The organism is Allobosea sp. GW822-FHT05A11 (genome assembly GCF_058800455.1).
Window position 1 is genome coordinate 132,980 of sequence record NZ_JBXAMI010000009.1, and the last position, 19,232, is coordinate 152,211.

Annotated in this window: 12 protein-coding genes; 7 read left to right on the forward strand and 5 right to left on the reverse strand. The window is 68.2% G+C overall.

The annotated features are described in order from the left end of the window. Positions 1–82: 82 nt before the first annotated feature. Positions 83–5,341 (reverse strand): alpha-2-macroglobulin family protein, encoded by a 5,259-nt coding sequence (locus AC1RLU_RS25705; RefSeq protein ID WP_492798901.1) that lies wholly within the window; start codon positions 5,339–5,341, stop codon positions 83–85. A gap of 232 nt (positions 5,342–5,573) precedes the next feature. Here AC1RLU_RS25705 and AC1RLU_RS25710 point away from each other — a divergent pair, with 232 nt between their 5' ends. From AC1RLU_RS25710 to AC1RLU_RS25725, 4 genes are all read left to right on the forward strand, one after another. Then, on the forward strand, positions 5,574–7,007 hold the full coding sequence (locus tag AC1RLU_RS25710) for a trypsin-like peptidase domain-containing protein (RefSeq protein ID WP_492798902.1): 1,434 nt from the start codon (positions 5,574–5,576) through the stop codon (positions 7,005–7,007). Between the two features lie 129 nt (positions 7,008–7,136). After that, positions 7,137–8,132, forward strand: a complete 996-nt coding sequence (locus AC1RLU_RS25715) for a tripartite tricarboxylate transporter substrate binding protein (protein ID WP_492798903.1) — start codon at positions 7,137–7,139, stop codon at positions 8,130–8,132. 83 nt (positions 8,133–8,215) lie between these two features. Beyond that, the gene (locus tag AC1RLU_RS25720) at positions 8,216–8,707 is read left to right on the forward strand and encodes a tripartite tricarboxylate transporter TctB family protein (protein WP_492798904.1); all 492 of its coding nucleotides are present in this window, start codon (positions 8,216–8,218) and stop codon (positions 8,705–8,707) included. A gap of 13 nt (positions 8,708–8,720) precedes the next feature. Continuing rightward, the gene (locus tag AC1RLU_RS25725) at positions 8,721–10,226 is read left to right on the forward strand and encodes a tripartite tricarboxylate transporter permease (protein WP_492798905.1); all 1,506 of its coding nucleotides are present in this window, start codon (positions 8,721–8,723) and stop codon (positions 10,224–10,226) included. A 13-nt stretch (positions 10,227–10,239) separates the two neighbouring features. Here AC1RLU_RS25725 and AC1RLU_RS25730 read toward each other — a convergent pair whose 3' ends face one another. Beyond that, positions 10,240–10,986, reverse strand: coding sequence for an enoyl-CoA hydratase-related protein (locus AC1RLU_RS25730; RefSeq protein WP_492798906.1), 747 nt, complete (start codon positions 10,984–10,986; stop codon positions 10,240–10,242). Positions 10,987–11,172: 186 nt separating this feature from the next. On the opposite strand from AC1RLU_RS25730, the gene AC1RLU_RS25735 reads away from it, so the two are divergent. Both AC1RLU_RS25735 and AC1RLU_RS25740 read left to right on the forward strand, forming a co-directional pair. Then, positions 11,173–13,245, forward strand: coding sequence for a 3-hydroxyacyl-CoA dehydrogenase NAD-binding domain-containing protein (locus AC1RLU_RS25735; RefSeq protein WP_492798907.1), 2,073 nt, complete (start codon positions 11,173–11,175; stop codon positions 13,243–13,245). Between the two features lie 76 nt (positions 13,246–13,321). Further along, the gene (locus AC1RLU_RS25740; protein WP_492798908.1) at positions 13,322–14,377 is read left to right on the forward strand and encodes a DUF808 domain-containing protein; all 1,056 of its coding nucleotides are present in this window, start codon (positions 13,322–13,324) and stop codon (positions 14,375–14,377) included. 6 nt (positions 14,378–14,383) lie between these two features. Here AC1RLU_RS25740 and AC1RLU_RS25745 read toward each other — a convergent pair whose 3' ends face one another. Together AC1RLU_RS25745 and AC1RLU_RS25750 are read right to left on the reverse strand one after the other, a co-directional pair. After that, positions 14,384–15,064, reverse strand: coding sequence for a nitroreductase (locus AC1RLU_RS25745; protein ID WP_492798909.1), 681 nt, complete (start codon positions 15,062–15,064; stop codon positions 14,384–14,386). Positions 15,065–15,070: 6 nt separating this feature from the next. After that, positions 15,071–16,777, reverse strand: a complete 1,707-nt coding sequence (locus tag AC1RLU_RS25750) for a lysine--tRNA ligase (RefSeq protein WP_492798910.1) — start codon at positions 16,775–16,777, stop codon at positions 15,071–15,073. Between the two features lie 214 nt (positions 16,778–16,991). On the opposite strand from AC1RLU_RS25750, the gene AC1RLU_RS25755 reads away from it, so the two are divergent. Next, entirely contained in the window at positions 16,992–18,143 is a 1,152-nt protein-coding gene (locus AC1RLU_RS25755; protein WP_492798911.1) for an amidohydrolase, read from the forward strand. 155 nt (positions 18,144–18,298) lie between these two features. Here AC1RLU_RS25755 and AC1RLU_RS25760 read toward each other — a convergent pair whose 3' ends face one another. After that, positions 18,299–19,126: a transporter substrate-binding domain-containing protein gene (locus AC1RLU_RS25760; protein ID WP_492798912.1), complete on the reverse strand. Its 828-nt coding sequence runs from the start codon at positions 19,124–19,126 to the stop codon at positions 18,299–18,301. Between the last annotated feature and the right edge of the window lie 106 nt (positions 19,127–19,232).

The following is a 19,232-nucleotide window of genomic DNA, read 5'->3' on the forward strand; positions in this document are numbered from 1 at the left end:
GAGCATCTCCTGATCGAGATTCTCGGGTCTGCGCTGCGCTTCGCCCGAGAATGACGGCCCTGTTTGCCCGTTTTCGCTCATCTTACCGTGCCGAGGTGATCTCCACCGCGCCGAAGCCGGTGCGGCCGAAGCGGTCCGGCCGGTACATGTCCTCGATCACGGCGGCAGGCGAGACGTAGCGGCCGGGCGAGACCGCCCGGGCAATATAGGCGACGGTGTAGGAGAGCTTGTCGTTCTTCGAGCCCGAGCGCTCGAAGGCGGCGACATAGCGGTCGTCGCGCGACTCGGTATGAACCGGCGAAACCTCCTGCTTCAGCCAGTCGAGCCCGGCGACCGAGGCGCCCTCCGTCAGGTTGGCGTTCTCGATCTCCAAGCCGGCCGGGACCGGATCGACCAGCAGCAGGCGGCCATAGCGCGGTGTGGCCTCCGTCACCGTCAGCGCCACGACATAGCGCTCGTTCTGGCGCAGACGGGCGGGATCGGCCTTCTCGCCCTTCATCGTGTAGATCACGCGCTCCAGGCCGAAGCCCTGGTTCAGGGCCGGCTCCGGTGCGGTCGGGATGCCCGCTACGGTGATGACCGCCTGGGCGTTGCCGGCGCCGGGATTGGCGATGGTCAGCGACTTTGCCTCCAGCGCCTCGGCCGAAAGCGTGCGATAGAGGGCGCCCTTGCGCGCCGTGCCGTCGACCGTCAGCGTCATGCCCTCGGCGTCCTTGGCCATGGCCTGCGCCGCCAGCACCATCCACATCTGCTCCTGCGTCGAGGTGTAGCTGTAGCGGGCGTTGTTGCGGGTGGCGTCGAGGATCGAGACGGCGCGGCTGATGTCGGCGCGTTCGCCATTGGCTTCCGCGATCAGGGCGAGCACGCCGGCGCCATCACGCAGGCGCGAGCCGTAATCCGGCCGTGAGAGCCCGTCATCGCTCGCCTGCTGGAGGAGGCCGAGCGCGCTGCCGAAGGCTGCACGGCCGCGGCCGCGATCGCCCAGCGCCGAGAGCGCGGCGCCGATCTGGGCGCGGGCGAGCGGCGTCGCGAAATCGCCGAGCTTGTTGTCGGCGAGATAGCGCAGGTCGCCCATCACCGGCCGGCCGTTGCGGGCGAGCACATAGAGCGCATAGGCGATGCCGGCGGCTTCCTCCTTGTTGATCTCGCCGGTGTTGACGACCTGGTTGCGTAGGCGGTCGAGCGCGAGGTTGAAGGCGATCTGCGGCACCGCGAACTGCTTCTCGCGGGCTCGCGTCAGGAAGTCAGCGACGAAGGCGTCGAGCCAGAGATCCTCGCCGCCGACGCCCCAGAGGCCGAAGGAGCCGTTGCCGCCCTGCCGGGCCAGCACACGCTCGATCGCGTTGACGACGCGCTCGTCGGCCTTGTCGTCCAAAGCGAGCTGTTCCATCGAAGCGAGCTGGTTGACCGCCAGCAGCGGCAAAGCGCGCGAGACGGTCTGCTCGGTGCAGCCATAGGGGTAGCGGTCGAGCGCCTTGAGCAGGGCAGGCACATCGAGCGAGCCGAAGGGCGAGACCGTCACAGAGACCTGCCCGGAATTCGGCACGAGATCGGCCAAGAGGTCCGACGAGACGGTGATCGCCCCGCCATTGCCCGGGATGGCGCGGACGATGCGGCGCGCGATCGTCGCGGCCGAGGGCTGCACGCGCACGGCGAGGTTCTGCACTGTACTGAGCCCGTTCGGGCCGGAGACGCGGACATCGAACTCGGCGCGGCCGAGGCCGGCAGCGGTGACCGGAATCGTCATCTGCGTCTTGGCGCCGGCGCCGAGCTGCATCGTGCGGCGGGTGGCGTCGGCGGCGACCAGCACGGGGCCCTTGACGTCGAGATCGACGGTATAGGCGCCGGCCGGCCCCTCGACATTGTCGACCTGAAGGTGGAAGCGCGACTGGTCGCCGATGGCGAGGAAGCGCGGCAGCGTCGCCTGGGCGACGATCTGGTCGCGTACGATCACGTCGGCGCTGGCCTGGCCGGTGCGCCCGGCCGACCAGGCGACGCCCATGACGCGGACCGAGCCGTTGAAGGCCGGGAGGTCGAAATCGACCTTGGCCGTGCCGTCGGCCCCGACCTTCACCACGCCGGAATAGCGGGCGAGCGGCTCCTGCGTCGGCTTCTCGCCGTCCATCTGGGGCGCGGCGTCGCCGCCAGTGCGGATCGCGCCGCGGGTGCCCTGCATGCCGTCGATCAGCAGCCCGTAGAGGTCGCGCAATTCGTGCCCGAGCTGGCGCTGGCCGAAGAAGAACCGGCTCGGGTCCGGGCTCTCGTAGCGGGTGAGGTTGAGGATGCCGATATCGACGGCGGCGAGCGTGACATAGGCCTCCTCGCCGGCCTGCATGCCGGTGACCTTGACGGGCAGCGACAGCGTCGTGAGCGGACGCACCAGCTTCGGCGCGCCGAGATCGAGCGCAAGCGTGCGCGTCTCCTTGCCGATCTGGAACCAGGACAGGCCAATGGCGCGGCCGGGCAGGCGCTTGGCGGTGGCGTCCATCGGGCGATGGGCGAGCACGACGAGATAGGCGCTGGCACCCCATTCGGCCTTCACCGGAATGCTGGCCGAGGTGCCGCCCTCGGTGATGTCGATGGTGCGGATATCCGCGACCTTGTCGGTGACGACGGCGAGCGTCGCCTTGCCGGCGAAGCGCGGCGAGAGGCGGACCTGTAGGCTCTCGCCATCGGCGTAAGAAGCCTTGTCCAAGGCGACATCGAGCACATCCGGCGTGTCGGCGGTCTTGTCGCTCTCATAGCCGACGCTGAAGGAGACCGAGGTCTCGGCCGCCTCATTGCCGTCCGACGTCACGTCGAGCCGGTAATTGCCCCATTCGACGGGCGCGGCGATCTTGGCTCCGGCCGCTTCCACTACGGCGATCTCGCCATCGGCGACGCGGCGGGTGGTCTTCACACCCTCGTAGTTCCAGCGGCCGTCCTGGAAGAACCACTGGTAGTTGCGGCGGACCTTGGACAGCACCCATTTCACGCCGGGCCGGGCGAGGCGCTTGCCGTCGCCGGTCGCCATGATGACGTCGAAGGTCGCGGTCTGGCCGCTGCCGAGATCGCCGTCCTTGAACAGCTTCTTCACGCCGATGGCCGCGCCCTTGGGCACGATCGGCAGGGTGACGGAGCGCGCGATGGCGCGCCCGCCGGGCTCGCCGACGCGCACGGTCATCTCGACCTCGAGCGGGCGGTTGGTGTCGGGCTGCTGGACCGGGTTGGAGATCACCGCCTTGCCGGCGGCGTCGGTCGTGGCGCTCTCCTCGAACTCGCTCTGGACCGGCTCGAATTCCTCGTCGGTGAGGCCGACCTGATAGTCCTTGAAGCCGGGAATGGCGCTGGCCTCGGCGGCGCGGATCGTCATCGCGCCGGTGACGTCGAGCTCGGAGCCCGGCGCGCCGTAGAGATAGCGGGCGGTGACATCGAGCTCTGCCGGCTCGCCGGCCTGAAGCAGCGGTGTCTTCGGTGCAAGTGTCAGCTCCAGCCGCTCGGGCACGTAATCCTCGACGAGGAAGGAGGTCTCGCCGATCGCCTGGCCCTTCGGATCGGAATAGGCGAGGACGCGCCAGGTGCCGGTCGCGGCGCCCGAGACGAGCTGGATCGAGTGGGCGCGGCCGCCCGCGCCCTGATCCTCGACCTGCCGGCGGCGGTATTCGACGCCATCCGGGCGCTTGACGACGATGGTCAGGGGCAGGCCGGTGACCGCGGCGCCCTTGGCGTCACGCAGCAGCGACGTCAGGTAGACGGTCTCGCCGGAGCGATAGACGCCGCGTTCGGTGTAGAGGAAGGCGTCGAGCCCGGTGGGCGCGACGCGGCCCTTCACGCCGCGATCGGAGAGGTCGAAGGCGGTCTGCTTGAGGTCGAGGAAACCGTAATCCTCGGCGAGCGAGGCGGTGACGAGGCCCGGCGCATTGCCGCCCTGGCCCTTGCCCAATCCGGCATCGAAGCGGGCATAGCCGTTGCCGTCGGTCTTCGCTGTGCCGAGCACCTCGTTGTTGCGGGCGATCAGGTTCAAGGTCGCATTGGCGATCGGCTTGGCGTCGGCCAGCGAGCGGGCGAGCACATGCACGCCGTCGGGGCCGGTGAAGGAGGTCAGGCCGAGATCGGAGACGACGAACCACTGCGTCGCCCGCGTCGAGCCGTCGTCGTAGTCGCCGTCATCGCCGGAGGACTGCGTCTGGGAGGGGCCGCCCGAGGGCTTGGCGAACATCACATAGACGCCGGGCTTGAGGCTGCCGACCGCTTCCGTCACCGGGAAGGCGGTGATCACGTCCTGATTGAGCTCGGACTTCACATCCATCGTGCCGGTCCAGACGCTCTGGCCCTTGTCGCTGGAAATCTGCCTGGCGGAATAGGAGCCGAGCTGGCCGAGAAAGTCCTCGGAATGGACCGAATTGATCAGGTTGCGGTCGCCGATCCGCATGACCTCGAGGTCGAGCTTGCCTGAGTTGACCGAGACGACCGGAATGCCCTGCTGGCCGGTGCGCGGCAGCACGTAATTCTTGCCGGTGAAGCGCACGGAGGGCGTGCGGTCGCGGACATAGATCTCGTAATCGGCCGATTTCAGCAGGGTCTCGTCGGGCAGGGCGGAGGGTACGCCCTGGCGGATGACGACGGCATAGCGCTCGCCATGCCTGAGGCCGTCGACGCAGATCTGGCGGCCCTCGGCGCTGACGGCGAAATCGCCCTTGCCGCCCGAAATCGCGACATAGGGCGCGAAATCGACGCGGCCGCGCGCCAGAGCTTCCGAGAACTCGAAACAGGCGCGCGGGCTCGCGGCATCGGAATCGGTCTTGTTGGAAATCAGGCGGAAGCCGCGCTTTTCGCGCAGGCTCTCATAGGAACTCTGCAGCGCGGCATTGGCGGCAAGGTCGAGGCTGAGCCGATAGGCTGTCAGCGCCGGGCGCCACAACTGGTTCTTCTCGAAGGTGCCGGCGAGCACGCCGAGCGAAGCCGCCTCGTCATTGCGGGTGGTCGAGCGCTGATAGGCGAGATAGGCGGACGCAATGGCGCGCTCACGCAGTTCCCAGCGTTCGCGATAATCGCGCGGCTCGATGGCGTTGGCGGCGCGCGCCATCAGGCGCCAGCCGGCGGCATTGGCGGAATCGGCAACGATCGCGGCATTCGCCTGGGGCAGGGCGGCGCGAGCATCGCCGCGGCCGAGCGCGATCTCGCCGGCACGGATAGCGTCCGCGGCGGAGCGATTGCCGGTCGCGACCTCGCGCTTCAATCGTTCTTCCAGGCGCTGCCCGTCGGCCAGCAGGTCGTTGCGGACATAGGCCTTCTGGGCGAAGGCGGGAACCGCAGCCAAGGTGAGCGAGAGGGCGAGCGCGAGACGGGAAAGCAGGGTCATCGTCGGTCCTCTTCGTCGATCGGCCCGGCCAGAATCGCCGGACATGGCTTCAGGCCGATGACGGTGTGACGGGGCCGGCAGGCTACCACCGTGCCGCGCGCGTTCAAGTCATGCGAATGCAGGTCGTGTGGAGGCGGGCGCTGCCGCTACGGGAATCGCTTCGCCATGGTTGCGGCGCGGCGCGTTCTGACGCTCAATGCAGCCGCTTCGCCCGCCTTCGAGGACGAGATCCATGCCGCCCGCCCCTTTCCTCCACCCGCGAATCACATTGGCCCGCAGCGCCGTCCTGGCGTTGGCGCTGCTGTCGGCGCCGCTTGCCCATGCGCAGGCTCCCGCTCCGTCGCCGCAGATGGCGGCGGCGCAGGCAGGCTTCGAGGCGCTGCCCGAAGCGGAGCGCAAGGCGATCCAGAACGACCTGATCTGGGCCGGCCAGTTCAACGGTGCCGTCTCCGGCTCCTATGGCCCGCTGACCTTTCGCGCGATCAATGCCTTCAAGGGGCGGGGCGGCCCGGCCGACGGGCTGCTGGCGCCGACGGAGCGGGCGGCGCTCGCCCGGGCGGCGCAGACGGCGCGCGATGCGGCCGGATTCAAGGTGCTCGCCGACGACAAGACCGGCGTGCAGATCGGCATTCCCCAGAAGCTGCTGCCGAAGCGGGACGTGACGCCCTCGGGCGGCAGCCGCTGGCAGAGCACCGACGAGAAGGTCACGCTCGACACCTCCGCCTCGCCACCGGGCGAGGATCTCGCGGCGCTGTTCGAGAAGGCGATCGCGGTCAATCCGAACAGCCCGCGCAAGATCACCTACAAGCTGCTGCGGCCGGATTTCTTCGTCGTCACCGGCGAGACCTCCGGCGGGCGGTTCTATCGCCGGCTTTCGGCCGGGCCACAGGGCCTGCGCGGCTTCTCGATCGGCTATGACAAGGCGCTGGCGCCGACCGTCGACAAGCTGGTCATCGCGATCGCCGCGAGCTTCGAGCCCTTCCCGACCGGGGTGGTTCCAGCCCAGCCCTCGGCCGTCGCCGGCGCGACCACGAGCCCGTCCTCTGGGCTGTCGTCGCTTTTGGCGCCGGCTGCCCGCAGCAATGAGCGCTACGGCGTCGCGCTGGCGCTCAACGAGCGCGTCGCCTTGAGTGCGGCGGCGGCGGTCGATACTTGCCGGACCCTGCGTGTCGGCAATCGCAACGCAAAGCTGCGTCTCAAGGACGATGCAACCGGGCTTGCTCTGCTTGATCTGGAGGGCACGGGCGCCGCGAAGCCCCCTAGCCTGCGCAGCGAGGCGGTGGGCGTCTCCGAGGCGCTGGTGCTGGTCGCCTTCGGCAGCGATAGCGGCAAGCGCGCCGCTGTCGCATTGCCCGGACAGAGCGCGCAGGCCGGTGGCAAGCCGATGCTCAGGGCGCCGCTCCAGCCCGGACAGGCGGGCGCGCCGGCCTTCGACCGGCAGGGGCGGCTGGTCGGGATCGTCACCGACAATCCCTCCGACAAGATCCTGATCGCCGGCGTCGCGCCGCAGCGCAGCTACGGGTTCGCCGACGAGGCAGCCATCCAGGCGATGCTCGGCAAGGCCGGCGTGTCGTTGCCAGCGGCGGCGGCCGGTGCGGAACTCAGCACGGGGGCGGTGGTCGAGCGGGTTTCCGGCGCTGTCCAGCCCATCACCTGCGGACTGTAGCCTCGGCCAAAATGAGAGGTTGTCACTGGCCGTGCGATCGGCTCAGATGACGCCTGTCGGATCAAGGGAGCCCCGTCACGGACGAGGAGCGCCCGGGCACTAAATCGATTTAACGGGAGGAACTGGGGAATGACCGATTTCATCGACAGACGAACTGTGCTCAAGGGCGCGGCCGCAGCCGGCGCGGCGAGCCTGATCGCGGCGCCGGCCATCGCGCAGGCGAATTATCCCTCGCGGCCGATCACCATGGTCTGCCCGTGGGGCGCCGGCGGCGGCACGGACGCCACCGCGCGCATCGTCGCGCAGCTCCTGGAAAAGGACCTCGGCCAGCCGGTCAACGTCGTGAACCGCACGGGCGGTTCCGGCGTGGTCGGCCATTCGGCGATCGCGACGGCGGCGCCCGACGGCTACAATATCGGCATGCTGACGGTCGAGATCGCGATGATGCACCATCAGGGCCTGACCGAGCTGACATCGACGAGCTACACCGCGCTCGGGCTGATGAACGAGGACCCGCCGGGCGTGCAGGTCTCTACCTCTGGTCCCTACAAGGACATCAAGGGGCTGGCAGACGCGATCAAGGCGGCGCCTCCCGGCAAGCTCAAGGCGTCGGGCACCGGACAGGGCGGAATCTGGCATCTCGCCCTGATCGGCTGGCTCGTCGCCATGGGCCTGAAGCCGGATCATGTCGCCTGGGTGCCGTCGAACGGCGCTGCGCCCGGCATGCAGGACCTGGCGGCCGGCGGCATCGACATCGTCACCTGCTCGGTGCCGGAAGCCCGCGCGATGATCGACGCCGGCAAGGCGAAGTCGCTGGCGATCATGGCAAGCGAGCGCAACCCGCAGTTCAAGGACGTGCCGACCCTGAACGAGACGCTCGGCATCAACTACTCGATCGGTGCCTGGCGCGGCATCGGCGCGCCGAAGGGCCTGCCGCCCGAGATTGCGGCGAAGCTCACGGCGGCGCTGAAGAAGGCCTTCGATTCGAAGGACTACAAGGACTTCATGAACGCGCGCGGCTTCGGCATGAAGTTCGCGGACGGGCCGGGATTTGCCTCCTTCATGGCCGCAAGCGACGCCTCCATGGCCTCCGCCATGAAGGCGGCAGGCCTCGCCAAGGGCTGAGCGGCACGGAACTCGTAACGCCGGGAGCAAAAGCTCCCGGCGTTTTCGTCTCATCACTTTCGATCGTTCGAGGAGGTTGCCCCTTGCAACTATCCGACCGTATTTCCGGCTCCGCCATCGCTGCGCTGGGGGCCGTCGCGTTCTTCTATGGCTCGAAACTGCCGCCCGTGCCCGGCCAGCAGGTCGGCCCCTCGGCCTTTCCGATGGTGGTAGGCGCCGGCCTCGCCCTCTGCGGCGGGCTGATCGTCTTCGGGATCGGCCGCCATTTTGAGGAGGTAGCCGAGGCTGACGTGGTCAGCCACGCGACGCCCGAGGAACTCGTGCCGGTGCCGGCCTGGCGCAACTGGCTGGCATTGCTGCCGCCCGCATTGCTCGCCTTCTACGCGCTGGTCTCGGAGACGCTGGGCTTCCTGCCGACGACGATGATCATGGTGCTGCTCGCCAGCCTCGCCTTCGGCGCCAGGCCGAAGCTCGCGGTGCCGCTGGCGATCATCGCGCCCTTCATGATCAACCTGATCTTCCTGAAGCTGCTGCGCGTGCCGCTGCCCGGCGGCATCCTGCCCTTCCCCTGGTGAGCGAGGCCTGACGATGGACACCGTCATCAAGGCCTTCGGGCTGGTCTTCCAATTCGACGTGATGATCGCGATCGTTGCGTCCGCCTTCTACGGGCTGACGGTCGGCGCGCTGCCCGGCCTCTCGGCGACGATGGCGACGGCGCTGCTCGTGCCCGTCACCTTCTATCTGTCACCGATCGCGGCGATCGCGACGATCATCACCGCCTCGGCCATGGCGATCTTCTCCGGCGACATTCCGGGCTGCCTGCTGCGCATTCCCGGGACGCCGGCCTCGGCCGCCTATACCGACGAGGCCTATGCGATGACGCGCAAGGGCCAGGCGGAGACGGCGCTCGGCATCTGCCTGTGGTTCTCGGCGCTGGGCGGCATCGCCGGCACGCTCTCGCTGATGCTGATCGCGCCGCTGCTGGCCGAGATGGCGCTGTCGTTCTCGACCTACGAGAACTTCTGGCTCGCCATGCTCGGCCTGATGTGTTCGACGCTGGTCGCCCGCTCCTCGCCGATCAAGGCGATCGCAGCGATGCTGCTCGGCCTGCTGATCACCTGCATCGGCATCGACAATCCCGGCGGCGTGCCGCGCTTCACCTTCGGCTCGACCGATCTGCTGGGGGGCATCGAGGTCATCCCGGCGCTGGTCGGCGTCTTCGCGCTGGCCGAGGTGATGCGTTCGCTGACCGAGCGCGACCCGCCGAAGATCGAGAACCGCAAGCTCGGCTCGATCCTGAAAGGACAATGGAAGCTCACCAAGGAATATCCCAAGCAGCAGACGCGCGGGAACATCGTCGGCATCATCATCGGCGTGCTGCCGGGCGCCGGGGCCGACATGGCGGCCTGGGTCAGCTATGCCATGGCCAAGCGCTTCTCGAAGACGCCGGAAAAGTTCGGTACAGGCCATCCCGAAGGGCTGATCGAGGCCGGCGCCTCCAACAACGCCTCGCTCGCCTCGGGCTGGGTGCCGGCGCTGCTCTTCGGCATTCCCGGCGACACGATCACCGCGATCGCCATCGGCGTGCTCTACATGAAGGGGCTGAACCCCGGGCCCTCGCTGTTCACCACGCAGGCCGAGAGCATGTACGCGCTCTACATCATCTTCATCCTCGGCAACATCATCATGATCCCCTTCGGCATCATCATGATCCGGCTGGCGAGCAAGGTGGTCGGGGCGCCGCGCTCGGCGGTGATGCCGGTGATCATGATCTTCTGCGCGGTCGGCGCCTTCGCCACGGCGGGCAACAACCTGTTCGCTGTCTGGTGCGTCGCCTTCTTCGGGGTGTTCGGCTTTGTGATGGAGAAGAACGGCTATCCCGTCGCGGCGATGGTGCTCGGCATCGTCATGGGCACGATGGTGGAGCAGAATTTCGTGACCTCTCTGATCAAGTCGGACGGCTCCGTGCTGCCCTTCTTCGACCGGCCGGTCTCGTCCGTGCTGGCAGCGATGACCTTCGCGGCGCTGCTCTGGCCGGTCTTCGCCTGGACGCGCGACTGGCTGAAGGGGCGCAGGCGGGTGGTGGCGGCCTGAGGGCCGCCACATCTCACTTCTTCAAAAACGCCATGAAGGCGGCCATCGCCTCCGGCGACTTCAGGCGCTCGCCGAAATGGCGGGCTTCGGTCGCGATGGTCTCGGCGACGGCCTGGGCCGAACCGCGCTTCAACAGCATCTTGGTCAGGGCCAGCGATTCCGGCGGTAGCGCCGCCAACGCCTTGGCCTTGGCGAGGCCTGCCTCCAGTGCCGTGCCGTCCTCGGTAACGGTATTGACGAGGCCGGCCGCGGCCGCGGTCTCGGCATTGAAGGCTTCGCCCAGCATCAGCAGTTCGGCCGCTTTCTTCGAGCCCGCGACCAGCGGCAACAGGTAGCTCGACCCACCTTCGGGGCAGAGGCCCAGCGTCACGAAAGGTAGCCGGAAGGTCGCCGAGCGCGCCGCGAAGGCGAGGTCGCAATGCAACAGCATCGTCGTGCCGATGCCGACAGCGAAGCCCTCGACCGCCGCGACGATCGGCTTCCGGGCGGTCGAGATCGCCTCGAGGAAGTCGATCGCAACGCGCGGGCCTTCGCCGGCCGCCGCCGCCATGGCGAAATCCTTGATGTCGTTGCCGCTGGTGAAGGTGCCGCCGGCACCTGTCAGCAGGACCGCGCGGATTGCGGCATCGGCTTCGGCGGCGTCGATCGCCGCGATCAAGCCGGCATAGCTCGCGCGGTCGAGCGCGTTCTTGCGGTCCGGCCGGTTCATCGTGACCTGCAGCACGCCGGCCGCGACGGTTTCACTCAGGACTTCGCTCATCGGTCCGCTCCTCTTCTCCTGCCCGGATGACACGGGCTTTCGCCAGGGGTCAAGCGAGGCTGGATGCGCCTTTCGTCGTCGGCTGGCGCTTGACATCGCGCGGTCCGGATTCTCCCTTGCCCGCCCAGACGCCTTCGCTGCCTTGGCTTGCGAGTCGGGCGCGGGACGGGAAGTGCGGAGACGTCGATGACGAAGGTTCAGCTTGAGGTTCGCGGCCGGGTCGCGGTCGTCACCATCGACAATCCGCCGGTCAATGCGCTGGGTGCGGCCGTGCGCGAAGGGTTGGCGAACGCCGTCAAGGCGGCCAATGCCGATGCCGCTGTCGCCGCGATCGTGATTGCCTCCGCCGGCAAGGCTTTCATTGCCGGCGCCGATATCAGCGAGTTCGGCAAGCCGCCGGCTCCGCCCAGCCTGCCGGAGGTGCTCGACGCGATCGAGGGCTCGGCGAAGCCGGTCGTCGCGGCGATCCAGGGCGTCGCGCTGGGCGGTGGGCTTGAAGTCGCGCTAGCGTGCCACGGTCGCGTCGCGTTGCCAGGCGCGAAGCTTGGCCTGCCCGAGATCAAGCTCGGGATCATCCCTGGTGCCGGCGGCACGCAGCGCCTGCCGCGCCTGATCGGGGCGGCCAAGGCCTTCCCGATGATGCTCTCCGGCGAGCCGGTCTCGGCCGGCAAGGCACTCGAATACGGTCTGCTCGATGAAGTTGTCTCCAGCGATGTCGTCACGGCGGCGATCCGGCTGGCCGAGGCGCTGGCGGCAGAGGGACGCCGTCCGGTGACGAGCGCGGCAACCGGCGAATTGACGGAAGCAGATCGCGAGGCCTTCGAGGCCCTGGCCAGGGAGGCCTTGAAGAAGGCGGATGGCATGCCGAACGTGCCGGCACTGGTCGAGGCCGTGCGCGCGAGCTTCGCGCTGTCTTTTACGGAGGGCGCAGCCGTCGAGCGCAAGCTCTTCCTGCCGCTTGTCGCCGACGAACGCTCCAAGGCGCTGCGCCATGTCTTCTTCGCCGAGCGCGAGGTCGCGAAGGTGCCGGGCATCGGGCCGGAGGTGAAGCCGCGCGAGATCGCCAGCGCCGCGGTGATCGGTGCCGGCACGATGGGCGGTGGCATCGCGATGTGCTTCGCCAATGCCGGCATCCCCGTGACCCTGATCGAGACGGCCAAGGCCGCGCTCGACAATGGCGTCAACCGCATCGGCGCGATCTATGACATCTCGGTTTCGCGGGGGTCGCTGACGCCGGAAGCCAAGGCCGGGCGCATGGCTTTGATCAAGCCGGCGGTGGGGCTCGCGGCTGCGGCGGGGGCGGATATCGTGGTCGAGGCGGCCTTCGAGGAAATGGGCGTCAAGCAGCAGATCTTCGGCGAGCTCGACAAGGTCGCCAAGCCCGGTGCCATCCTCGCCAGCAACACCTCCTATCTCGACGTGCCCACCATCGCGGCGGCGACGAAGCGTCCGCAGGACGTGATCGGCATGCATTTCTTCAGCCCGGCCAATGTCATGAAGCTGCTGGAGATCGTCCGGCCGAAGGGCGCGGCCGATGATGCGATCGCGACGGCGGTCGCGCTCGGGCGCAAGCTCGCCAAGGTGCCGGTCGTGGTCGGCAACGGCTTCGGCTTCGTCGGCAACCGCATGCTGGAGCGGCGCACCCGCGCGGCCGAGCGGCTGCTGATCGCCGGCGCTTTGCCGCATGAGGTCGATGCGGCGCTGGTCGGCTTCGGCTTCAAGATGGGGCCCTTCGCGATGGCCGATCTCGCCGGCAACGATATCGGCTGGCGCTCGCGCAAGGCGCGCGGGCTGAAGGCCGCCGTGGCCGATGCGATCTGCGAGGCCGGCTGGTTCGGCCAGAAGACCGGGCGCGGCTATTACATCTATCCGCAGGGCGCGCGTGCCGGGCAGCGTTGCCCCGAGGTCGAGGCGCTGATCGCCCGCATCTCGGCCGAGCAGGGCGTGACGCGGCGTTCTTTCACGCAAGAGGAGATCCTGGCGCGCCTGCTCGATCCGATGGTGAACGAGGGCGCGCGCATCCTGGAAGAGGGCATCGCGGCGCGGCCGGGCGACATCGATATCGTCTGGATCAACGGCTATAACTGGCCGGCCTGGCGCGGCGGGCCGATGTTCTGGGCCGACAGCGTCGGGCTCGACCTCATCGTCAAGCGGCTGGAGGCGCAAGCCGCAGAGATCGGCGACAAGGCGCTGGAGCCGGCGCCGCTGCTCCGGCGGCTTGCGGCCGAGGGCAAGGGGTTTGCCAGCCTGAAGGGGTGACGCGGCGCGCCGTCATTGCGATGAGCGAAAACCGCTCTATCCTCGCCTGATCCGATAACCTTCCGAGGAGAGCCGCTTGGCTTCGGGGCTGTTTGCGCTGCTGGACGACGTTGCCGGCATCGCCAAGATCGCGGCGTCCTCGGTCGACGATGTCGTGGCGCAGGCCGGCAAGGCCGGTGCAAAGGCCGCGGGCGTCGTCATCGACGATGCAGCGGTGACGCCGCGCTATGCCGTCGGTTTCGCGGCGGCGCGAGAATTGCCGATCATCTGGCGGATCGCGCTGGGCTCGCTGCGCAACAAGCTTCTCATCCTGCTGCCGGGCGCGCTCATCCTTGCGCTGATCGCGCCCTGGGCGATCACGCCGCTCCTGATGGCGGGTGGCGTCTTCCTCTGCTTCGAGGGCGCCGAGAAGCTGTTGGAACTGGTCATGCCGCGTGGCGCCCATGGCGAGGGCAAGGCCGGTGAGGCGATAGGCGATCCAGCAGCGCTGGAGCAGCAGAAGATCGCCGGCGCTGTGAAGACCGATTTCATCCTCTCCGCGGAGATCATGGCGATCACGCTCGCCGGTGTCTCGGATCAATCCTTCTGGATGAAGGCCGCGGTGCTCGCCATCGTCGGCATCGGCATCACGGTTGCAGTCTATGGCGTCGTCGCGCTGATCGTGAAGGCCGACGATGTCGGCATGGCGCTCGCTGCCAACCAGCGGCCGGCGACGAGCCTGCTGGGCCTGCGCCGGCCGGGGCCGGGCGAGGCGGGCGGGCTCGATCGCGCGCTGTCCTGGCTGACGCGGCCGCTGGGGCGCGGGCTCGTCGTCGCCATGCCGCATTTCCTGAACCTGCTCGGCGTGGTCGGCACCGCTGCGATGCTCTGGGTCGGCGGCGGCATCATCATCCACGGGCTGGAGGAATATGGCCTCAGCGGCCTCGGCCATGGCATCCATGATCTCGCGGTCGCTGCGGGGCGAACCTTGCCGGCAGCACTGGCTGGGGCCGGGGAGTGGCTCGCCGGGGCTGCACTCGCGGCCGTATTCGGTGTGATCGTCGGCGGCCTCACCATCGCCGCCATGCACTGGCTGGTTGGGCCGCTCGTCAGGCTGTTCCGGAAGGATGCGGCGGCGCAGTCCGGCGCCTGATGCCGCTCAATCCAGCCAGGTGGTGAAGCTCTCGACCGGCTCGCGCTCGGGCACGAGGCGGTTGGCCGGCGCACCGGGATCGGCCTTGCCGATGGCGATGCCGCAGACCACGACCTCGTTCTCGGGAATGGCGAGTTCGCGCCGGACGATCGGGTGGAACTGCGCGAAGATCGCCTGCGGGCAGGAATCGAGGCCATGGCCCTGCGCGGCGACCAGCAGGGTCTGGATGAACATGCCGAGATCGAGCCAGGAGCCGATCTCGAGATCGCGGTCGATCGTCAGCATCAGTGCGACCGGCGCATCAAAGAAGCGCAGGTTCGCCGCGGTCTGCCGCTTCATGCCCTCGGTATCGCCCTTCACGACGCCGAGCAGGCCATAGAGGTCCCAGCCGACCTTGCGGCGGCGGGCGAGATAGGGCTCGCGGAACTGCGCGGGATAGTAGCGGTATTCCTCGACGCCGGGGCGCCCGCCGGCATCGAGCGCGGCGAGCAGTGCAGCTTCGAGACGCCCCCGGGATTGCGGGCCGATCACCCGGAGCTTCCAGGGCTGCATGTTGGTGCCGGAGGGTGCCTGCGCCGCCAGATCGATCAGGCGGCGCACAAGAGCGGGCTCGACCGGGTCGGGCAGGAAGGCGCGAACCGCGCGGCGGGCGCGGATCGCGCGTTCGACGGCGTCGATCCCAGTCATCGCTCGCTAGCCCTTTCGCGCTGCCAGGAAGGCGGCGTGCTCCTTCACCAGATCGCCGGCCAGCGCCTTGGCGATCAGGGCGCGGGTGTTGGGCAGGCCGTAGATCGCCGCAAAGGAGCCGAAGCGCGGGCCCTGATCCTCGCCGAACATCACCTGGTAGATCGCTTTCCACCAGTCGCCGGACACGCCCGGCCGTTCCGGCGTCGCGTTCTTGGCGGTGAGGTTCTGGTAGCGCGGGATGGCGCGGGCGACGTCGAGCGCCGTGTCCTGTACCATTTCGGGCGTCGGATCGGCTGGCAGCGCGGCCAAGGCGGCGTCGAGCTTGGCGAAGGCGTCGCGCTCGACCTCGTCGGCCGGGCGGTAGCTCTTCGCCGGCTTCACGAAGTCGCGGAAATAGGCGATCGCGTAGCCGACCAGCGCGTCGAGGCGCGGATGCGTCTCAGGCGACATCCCCGGCGCATAGCGCTGGAGGAAGCCCCAGAGCACGGCCTTGTCCTCGGAATTGGCGACGGCGACGAGGTTCATCAGCAGGCCGAAGGTGACCTGCGTGCGGACCGTGTTATCGCCTTCGCCCGAGGCGATGACCTCCGGCGCCGGCGGGTTGCCGGCGTGGATGTGCCAGACCGGGTTGCCGAGGCGGTTCTTCCAGTCCTGCTTCTCGTATCCGCCGAGGAACTGTAGGTATTCGTCGACCGCGCGCGGGATCACGTCGAAATGGAGCTTCTTGGCTTCGCGCGGGCGCTGGAACATGTAAAGCGCCAGGCTCTCCGGCGGGCCATAGGTCAGCCAGTCCTCGATTGTCAGGCCGTTGCCCTTCGACTTCGAGATCTTCTGGCCCTGCTCGTCGAGGAAGAGCTCGTAGTTGAAGCCTTCCGGCGGGGTGCCGTCGAGCGCGCGGGCGATCTGCGAGGAGACCTTGACCGAGTCGATCAGATCCTTGCCCGCCATCTCGTAATCGACGCCGAGCGCGACCCAGCGCATTGCCCAATCGGGCTTCCATTGCAGCTTCACATGGCCGCCGGTGACCGGCGAGACGAAGTGCTCCTTCGTCTGCGGATCGGTCCAGGCGATGGTGCCGGCCTCGACATCGACCTCGTCGATCGGCACCTGCATGACGATGCGCGTCTTCGGATGGATCGGCAGGAAGGGCGAATAGGTCGCGGCCCGCTCCTCGCGCAAGGTCGGCAGCATGATCTTCATCACCGCGTCGTAGCGGGCGAGCATCTTGAGCAGCGTCGCGTCGAACTCGCCGGCACGGTAGGCATCGGTCGAGGATTTGAACTCGTAGTCGAAGCCGAAGCTGTCGAGGAAGGCGCAGAGCCGCGCATTGTTGTGGCGGCCGAACGAGTCATGCGTGCCGAACGGGTCCGGCACCTCGGTCAATGGCTTGCCGAGATTGGCGGCGAGCAGCTCCTTGTTCGGCACGTTGTCCGGCACCTTGCGCAGGCCGTCCATGTCGTCGGAGAAGGCGATGAGGCGCGTGGGAATCGTGTTGCCGGTCAGCACCTGGAAGGCGTGGCGGACCATCGAGGTGCGCGCGACCTCGCCGAAGGTGCCGATATGCGGCAGGCCCGAGGGGCCGTAGCCGGTTTCGAAGATCACCGATTTCTTCCCGGATTTCTCGATGCGGGCCACGAGCTTGCGCGCCTCCTCGAACGGCCAGGCGGCCGAACGCTGGGCGGCGTCAACGAGGGCTGCGTCGAAGGCGGGCATGAGGGGCGGTGTCCTCTCCTGAGTGAAAAGAGATATCGCTTATGCGAAGAAGGGCTTTCGCAGATTGCGAAGGCCGCCGTCAATGCGAGAAGACGGCTGAGATGCGGCAAACGAGGGTGCGGCCCCCGCGCAAAGCGCCTTGCCGGCTTGGCATGACCGTATAGGGTCTGCCTCGTCTTTTTCCAGTTAGACGATGCCTTGAAAGGATGCCGCCTTGGACCGCGACCTGCTCGACAAGCTGACCGCCTGGCGACGACATCTCCACGCCCATCCCGAGCTCGGGCGCCACGAGAAGATGACCAGCGCCTTCGTGCAGGAAAAGCTGACCGAACTCGGCGTGCCCTTCGTCGCCAATGTCGGCGGTTACGGCGTGGTTGCGACGTTGACGCGCGGATCGTCCGAGCGCACGGTGGGCCTGCGCGCCGACATGGATGCGCTGCCGATTCAGGAGGTCAACGATCTCCCCTACAAGTCCAACACGCCGAATGTGATGCATGCCTGCGGCCATGACGGCCACACCACCTCATTGCTCGGCGCAGCGGCGCTGCTCAAGGCGGATGAAGGCTGGAGCGGGACGGTGCAGTTCGTCTTCCAGCCGGCGGAAGAGGGCACTGGTGGCGCGCTCGCGATGCTGGATGACGGCGTGCTGGAGCGCTTCCCGATGGAGCGCGTCTTCGGACTGCATAACTGGCCGGGGCTTGAAGCTGGCACTGTCGCCGTGCATCGCGGGCCGGTGATGTCCGAGGCCGGGCGCTTCAAGATCACGCTGACCGGCAAGGCCGGCCACGCGGCCCTGCCCGAACAGACTCATGATCCGATCGTGGCGATGGGGCATCTCATCGTGGCGTTGCAGACGATCGTCTCGCGCAATGTCGACCCGATGGAATCGGCTGTCGTCTCGATTGGCCAGGTTCATGGCGGGCTCGCCTCCAACCAGATTCCGACCAATGTCTTCATCGAGGGCACCTTCCGCACCTTCGTGCCGGCGGTGCGCGATCGTTTGCTGGCGCGCCTCAAGGGTATTGCCGAGAACATCGCAGCGACCTTCGAGATGACGGCGGCGGTCGAATTCAACTATGGCGTCGCCACGATCAACACGCTTGCGGAAGAGGATATGGCCGCCGCTGCCGGCGAGGCCGCGGGGCTCCCCGTCCGGCGCGACATGAAGGCCAGCACGACCGGCGAGGATTTCGCCTATTTCCTGGAGAAGCGCCCGGGTTGCTACATCTGGATGGGCAATGGCCCCGTGGTGAACGGCGGCGCCTTGCACAATGATCGCTACAACTTCAACGACGCGATCCTGCCTGCGGCGTCCGGCTGGTATGCTGCGGTGGCGAAGCAGGCGCTGGCCAGCAACGCGCCCTGAGAGCGAGCCACCTTGTCATTCCGGGGCTTCGCATAGCGAAGAACCCGGAAACCACGACCGGGTGAGCGGCCTGGAACCGGACAAAGATTTCACCCAGTCGTGGGTTCCGGGTTCGCGCCTGCGGCGCGCCCCGGAATGACAAGGGTATGGTTCGATCAATACGGACTGACCGGAAAGAAGCGCAGATAGAGACGGGCGTAAGTCCCGTCGTCCCAGAGGCCCTGCAGCGCGTAGTCGATGGCGCGCTTCAGGACGGGATCGTCCTTGCGCAGCAGGAAGGCGACGCCCTCGCCGAAATAGCGGCTTTCCAGATAGGGCCCGCCCGAGAAGGCGAACTCGCCGCCGCTGCCGGCGAGCGCCAGCGACAAGGCCACGCCGTCGCCGAAGACATATTCCGCCTCGCCGCTGCGCAGCGCTGCCACCGCAGCGTTGAGGTCGGTGCTTTCGCGGCGCTGCACGAAGGGCATGAGCCGCTCGAGAAAGGCTTGATGGGCCGTGCCGGAGACAATCGCGACGCGCCGCCCCTGCAGGGCCGCACCGTCGAGTGCTGCCCGGGCGCTGCCGCGCGTGGTGACGAAGCGGGCGGGCGCGCGGAAATAGAGGTGGCTCGCAGCGAAGCGCTCGCGCAAGGCCGGCGTCAGGTTCATCGCGGCGGCGAGTACGTCACCCCGGCCCTCGGCGAGCGAGTCCGTGAGGGTATCGAAGCGGCGCGGCTGGATCGTGCAGGTCCAGCCCAGTTTCTCGCAGACGGCACGGGCGAGCTCGACCGAGAAGCCGGTCAGCGCCCCGTCCGGCCCGGCGAAATGGAAGGGCGGATAGTCGTCATCGGCGAGGAAGCGCACGACGCGCGGCGGGCCGGGCTCGGGCCGGTCGAGCCGGATGCGCGGATCCCAGAGATTGGGGATGGCGATGCGCGGCGGCTCCTGCGCCAGGGCCGTGGCGACGGTGAGGAGCGAGATCGCAAGGGTGAGCGCGCGAGGCATCGGGCGCATCTGGCGCTGGATGCCGGCGCGGATCAAGGGGGCGGGAGGCCGTCATGCTCGGCCTTGACCCGAGCATCTCGTCCCGGATGAGGCTCCCGGAACCTTC